Source organism: Inquilinus sp. (assembly GCF_057815775.1).
Window position 1 is genome coordinate 1 of the sequence record NZ_JBYRFX010000541.1, and the last position, 5346, is coordinate 5346.

At 69.3% G+C, this 5346-nt stretch carries 6 protein-coding genes; all 6 read left to right on the plus strand.

Features of this window, described 5'->3' with window-relative positions; all coding sequences use genetic code 11:
- Positions 1 to 1012, plus strand: a 1012-nt coding sequence (locus tag AC3XYG_RS18940) for an MFS transporter (RefSeq protein ID WP_489141414.1), incomplete at its 5' end; no start/stop codon positions are given.
- Positions 1013 to 1060: 48 nt separating this feature from the next.
- Positions 1061 to 2242 carry an ABC transporter substrate-binding protein gene (locus AC3XYG_RS18945; RefSeq protein WP_489141415.1) on the plus strand — a complete coding sequence of 394 codons (1182 nt, stop codon included), beginning with the start codon at positions 1061 to 1063 and terminating at the stop codon, positions 2240 to 2242.
- A 6-nt stretch (positions 2243 to 2248) separates the two neighbouring features.
- Positions 2249 to 3109, plus strand: coding sequence for a branched-chain amino acid ABC transporter permease (locus tag AC3XYG_RS18950; protein WP_489141416.1), 861 nt, complete (start codon positions 2249 to 2251; stop codon positions 3107 to 3109).
- The gene (locus AC3XYG_RS18955) at positions 3106 to 4077 is read left to right on the plus strand and encodes a branched-chain amino acid ABC transporter permease (RefSeq protein ID WP_489141417.1); all 972 of its coding nucleotides are present in this window, start codon (positions 3106 to 3108) and stop codon (positions 4075 to 4077) included. Before AC3XYG_RS18950 ends, AC3XYG_RS18955 begins: the two co-directional genes overlap by 4 nt.
- Positions 4074 to 4826 carry an ABC transporter ATP-binding protein gene (locus AC3XYG_RS18960; protein WP_489141418.1) on the plus strand — a complete coding sequence of 251 codons (753 nt, stop codon included), beginning with the start codon at positions 4074 to 4076 and terminating at the stop codon, positions 4824 to 4826. The genes AC3XYG_RS18955 and AC3XYG_RS18960 overlap by 4 nt, the downstream gene beginning before the upstream one ends.
- Positions 4819 to 5346 (plus strand): ABC transporter ATP-binding protein (locus AC3XYG_RS18965; protein WP_489141419.1); only part of this gene is annotated, 528 nt, incomplete at its 3' end. The genes AC3XYG_RS18960 and AC3XYG_RS18965, both read left to right, overlap by 8 nt.

Here is a 5346-nt window from a genome sequence, read left to right on the forward strand (position 1 = left end):
GATGATGTGCGCGGGGTCGCTGGCGATCGCGGTGCTGCCGACCTATGAGACCATCGGCGCCGCGGCCGGCGTCCTGCTGCTGATCGCCCGGCTGGTGCAGGGCCTGTCGGTCGGCGGCGAATACGGCACCAGCGCGACCTATATGAGCGAGGTGGCGGCCCGCCGGCATCGCGGCTTCTTCGGGTCGTTCCAGTACGTCACCCTGATCGGCGGCCAGCTGCTGGCGACGCTGGTCGTGGTGATCCGGGAATTCTCGCTGTCCGGCGACGAGATCCGGGCCTGGGGCTGGCGGGTGCCCTTCGTGGTCGGTGCCGCCGCCGCCGTCATCGCCCTCTATCTGCGCCGCTCGCTGATCGAGACCAGCTCGGCGGAGGTCCGTAAATCCAAGGACGCCGGCACGATCAGCGCCCTGTTCCAGCACCCGCGGGCCTTCCTGACCGTGCTGGGCTTCACCGCCGGCGGGTCGCTGATCTTCTACACCTACACCACCTACATGCAGAAATACCTGGTCAACACCGCGCATATGGAGACGAAGACGGTGAGCCTGGTGATGGCCGCCGTGCTGTTCGTCTACATGGCGGTGCAGCCGCTGTTCGGCGCCCTGTCCGACCGCATCGGCCGGCGCACCAACATGCTGCTGTTCGGCCTGCTGACCACGCTGAGCACGGTGCCCCTGCTGGGCGCCATCGGCACGGTGACCAGCCCGTTCGCCGCCTTCGGCCTGATCCTGTGCGGCCTCGCGGCGGTCAGCTTCTACACCTCGATCAGCGGGCTGGTGAAGGCCGAGATGTTCCCGATGGCGGTGCGCGCGCTGGGCGTCGGCCTGTCCTACGCCATTGCCAACGCCGCCTTCGGCGGCAGCGCCGAATATGTGGCGCTGTGGCTGAAGGATGCCGGCATCGAAGGCTGGTTCGCCTGGTACGTCACCGGCATGTGCGCCATCGCCTTCGTCGTCGCCATCCTGATGCCGGACAACCGGCGCGACAGCCTGATCGAGGATTCCGAAACTTAGTCGGCGGGAGAAACCCGCCAGCATCAAGAAACCGAGGGGGAGGATTTCATGCATCGACGCCACTTCACCGCCGCCGTGCTGGCGGCCGCACTGGCCACCACCGGCCTGGCGGCGCTGCCCGCCATGGCCGAGGACACGGTCAAGATCGGCCTGATCCTGCCGATGACCGGCGCCTCCGCCTCCACCGGGCGAGAGATCGAGGCCGCGGCCCGGCTGTACATGCAGCAGAACGGCACGACGGTCGCCGGCAAGACCATCGAGCTGATCGTCAAGGACGACACCGGCGTCGCCGACGTCACCAAGCGCCTGGCGCAGGAGCTGGTGGTGAAGGACAAGGTGGCGGTGCTGGCCGGCTTCGGCCTGACGCCGCTGGCCGCCGCCGTGGCGCCGATCGCCACCCAGGCCAAGGTGCCTGAGGTGATCATGGCGGCCGGCACCTCGGCGACCACCGAGGCGTCACCCTTCATCGTCCGCACCAGCTTCACCCTGCCGCAGGTGACGGTGCCGCTGGCCGACTGGGCGGCGCAGAACGGCATCAAGACCGTGGTCACGCTGGTCAGCGACTACGGCCCCGGCCTGGACGCGCAGAAGGCCTTCGCCGAGCGCTTCGCCAAGGCCGGCGGCACGGTGGCGGAACAACTGCAGGTGCCGCTGAAGAACCCGGATTTCGCGCCCTTCCTGCAGCGCGTCGCCGACGCCAAGCCGGATGCGGTGTTCGTGTTCGTGCCCAGCGGCTTCGGCGCCATCTTCATGAAGCAGTTCGTCGAGCGCGGGCTGGACAAGTCCGGCGTCCGCCTGATCGCGACCGGCGACGTCACCGATGACGAGCAACTGGACAAGATCGGCGACGTGGCGCTGGGCACCATCACCACCCACCACTATTCCGCCGCCCATGACAGCCCGGAGAACAAGGCCTTCGTCGCCGCGTTCCAGGCCGCCAATGCCGGGCTGCGGCCGAACTTCATGGCGGTCGGCGGCTATGACGGCATGCACCTGATCTACGAGGCGCTGAAGAAGACCGGTGGCGCCACCGACGGCCAGGGCCTGCTCGACGCCATGAAGGGCATGAGCTGGACCAGCGTGCGCGGCCCGATCTCGATCGACCCCGACACCCGCGACATCATCCAGAATGTCTATGTCCGCAAGGTCGAGCAGAAGGACGGCGCGCTGTACAATGTCGAGTTCGCGACGGTCGAGGCGGTGAAGGATCCGGTCAAGGCCGCGAAGTAGCCCGCCATGGCGACCATCCTGTTCGACGGCATCGCCTATGGCATGCTGCTGTTCGTGCTGGCCTGCGGCCTGTCGGTGACGCTGGGGCTGATGAACTTCATCAACCTGGCGCATGGCGCCTTCGCCATGCTGGGCGGCTATGTCACCGCCATCCTGATGAGCCGCTGGCAGGTGCCGTTCTTCCTGTGCCTGCCCGCCGCCTTCGCCGCGGCGGCGCTGGCCGGGCTGGTGCTGGAGCGGACACTGTACCGGCATTTGTACCGGCGCAGCCCGCTGGACCAGGTGCTGTTCTCCATCGGGCTGGTGTTCATGGCCGTCGCCGCCGCCGACTACCTGATGGGGTCGGAGCAGCAGATCATCCAGTTGCCCAACTACCTGCGCGGGCGGGTCGAGGTGCTGGGTGTCGGCATCGGCATCTACCGCGCCCTGATCATCGTGATCTGCGGCGTGCTGGTGCTGGCGCTGCAGGCCGTGCTGGCCCGCACCCGCTTCGGCAGCCGGCTGCGCGCCGCGGTCGATGATCCGCGCGCCGCCCGCGGCCTGGGCATCCGGGTCGACATGATCTTCGCCGCCACCTTCGCCGTCGGCAGCGGCCTCGCCGGCCTCGGCGGCGCGCTGGGGGCGGAGATCCTGGGTGTCGACCCGACCTTCCCGCTGAAATACATGATCTATTTCCTGATCGTGGTGACCGTCGGCGGCACCTCCAGCCTGACCGGGCCGTTCCTGGCCGCCCTGCTGCTGGGCATCGCCGACGTCGCCGGCAAATACTACGTCCCCGCCTTCGGCTCCTTCGTCATCTACACCGTGATGATCGTGGTGCTGATCCTGCGGCCGCAGGGGCTGTTCGCGCGGGGCGGCACCCGATGACCACCCCGTCACGCGCCCGCTGGCGGCTGCCGGAGATCCTGTTCTGGCTGGCGGCGCTGGCCGCGCTGTTCCTGCTGCCGGACCAGTACCTGATCCTGAACGAGATCGCGATCCTGGCCCTGTTCGCGCTCTCGCTCGACCTGATCCTGGGCTATGCCGGCATCGTCTCGCTCGGCCATGCCGCCTTCTTCGGCACCGGCGCCTATGTCGCCGGCCTCCTGGCCGTGCATGTCGCCGGCGAGCCGGCGCTGGGTCTGCTGGCCGCCGCCGTGGCGGGTGCGGCGCTGGGCTTCGTCACCAACTTCCTGGTGCTGCGCGGCTCCGACCTCACCCGGCTGATGGTGACGCTCGGCATCTCGCTGCTGCTGCTGGAGATCGCCAACCAGGCCGCGGACCTGACCGGCGGCGCCGACGGGCTGAACGGCATGGTGGTCGGCCCGGTGCTCGGCCTGTTCGAGTTCGACCTCTATGGCCAGACCGCCTATGGCTACAGCCTGGCGGTGCTGTTCGTGCTGTTCCTGTTTGCCCGGCGGCTGGTACATTCGCCCTTCGGCCTGTCGCTGCGGGCGATCCGCGACAACCCGCTGCGCGCCGGGGCGATCGGCGTGCCGGTGGCGCGGCGGCTGGTCGGCATCTACACCCTGTCGGCCGCCTATGCCGCGGTGGCCGGCGCGCTCTTGGCCCAGACCACGCAGTTCGTCTCGCTCGACGTGTTCGACTTCCACCGCTCGGCCGATGTGCTGCTGGTGCTGGTGATCGGCGGCGCCGGCTACCTCTATGGCGGGCCGGTCGGCGCCGTGCTGTTCCGCTTCCTGCAGGACTGGATCGCCGGCATCACGCCGCAATACTGGTCGTTCTGGCTGGGCGCCTTCCTGGTGCTGCTGGTGCTGGTCGGGCGCGACCGGCTGGTGCAGGGCGTGCGCTGGCCGGTCACGGTACTGCTGTCCCGCTTCGGAGGCGGCCGATGACCGCGGCGCTGGAAACCATCGGCCTGCAGAAGCGCTTTGGCGGGCTGGTCGCCACCAACGACGTGTCGCTCAAGATCGCAGTCGGCGCCCGGCACGCGCTGATCGGCCCGAACGGCGCCGGCAAGACCACCTTCGTCAACCTGCTGACCGGGGTGCTGGCCCCGAGCGGCGGCCGGGTGCTGCTGGGCGGCGAGGACATCACCGGGCTGAAGCCGCATCTGCGGGTCCGGCGCGGCCTGGCCCGCACCTTCCAGATCAACCAGCTGTTCGCCACCATCACGCCCTTGGACACCATCGGCATGGCGGTGTCGGAGCGCATGGGCAGCGGCGGCGACTGGTGGCGCGTCGCCGGCGGCAAATCCGATGTGATGGACGAGATCCAGGAGATCGCCGACCGCTTCCGCCTGGCCGATGTGCTGCACGAACGCACCGCCACCCTGGCCTATGGCAAGCAGCGGCTGCTGGAGATCGCCACCGCCTTCGCCTGCCGTCCCCGCGTGCTGCTGCTGGACGAGCCCGCGGCCGGCGTGCCGGAGGCGGAGCGGCACGAACTGCTGGCCACCATCGCCGAGCTGCCCAAGGACGTGTCGGTGCTGCTGATCGAGCACGACATGGACCTGGTGTTCAGCTTCGCCGACCGCATCTCGGTCCTGGTCAACGGCACGCTGCTGACCGAGGGCACCCCCGACGCCATCGCCGCCGACCCCCAGGTGCGCGCCGTCTATCTCGGGGAGGCGGTGGATGACTGACCTCCTGGTCGTCAATGACCTGGTCGCCGGCTATGGCGAGGCCGTGGTCGTGACAGGCGTGTCGCTGACCGTGGCGCAAGGCGAGGCGCTGGCGCTGCTGGGCCGCAACGGCACCGGCAAGACCACGCTGCTGAACAGCATCATCGGCGTCACCAGGCGGATGGGCGGCACCGTCACCCTGGCCGGCCGCGACCTGACCCGGGCGCGGCCGGAGGACCGGGCGTTGGCCGGCATCGGCTGGGTGCCGCAGGAGCGCAACATCTTCAAGTCACTGACGGTCGAGGAGAACATGACCGCGGTGGCCCGGCCGGGCCCGTGGACGCCGGAGCGGGCCTATTCGATGTTCCCGCGGCTGAAGGAGCGGCGGCGCAACCTGGGCCACCAGCTGTCGGGCGGCGAACAGCAGATGCTGGCGATCGCCCGTGCCCTGATGCTGAACCCGAAGCTGCTGCTGCTGGACGAACCGACCGAAGGCCTGGCGCCGATCATCGTCGAGGAACTGCTGGCCGCGCTGAAGCGC

What these genes read in the sequence shown, in the direction of transcription:
- AC3XYG_RS18945 (WP_489141415.1), top strand. Translation starts at nt 1,061, where the DNA reads ATGCATCGACGCCACTTCACCGCCGCCGTGCTGGCGGCCGCACTGGCC.
- AC3XYG_RS18950 (WP_489141416.1), top strand. Translation starts at nt 2,249, where the DNA reads ATGGCGACCATCCTGTTCGACGGCATCGCCTATGGCATGCTGCTGTTC.
- AC3XYG_RS18955 (WP_489141417.1), top strand. Translation starts at nt 3,106, where the DNA reads ATGACCACCCCGTCACGCGCCCGCTGGCGGCTGCCGGAGATCCTGTTC.
- AC3XYG_RS18960 (WP_489141418.1), top strand. Translation starts at nt 4,074, where the DNA reads ATGACCGCGGCGCTGGAAACCATCGGCCTGCAGAAGCGCTTTGGCGGG.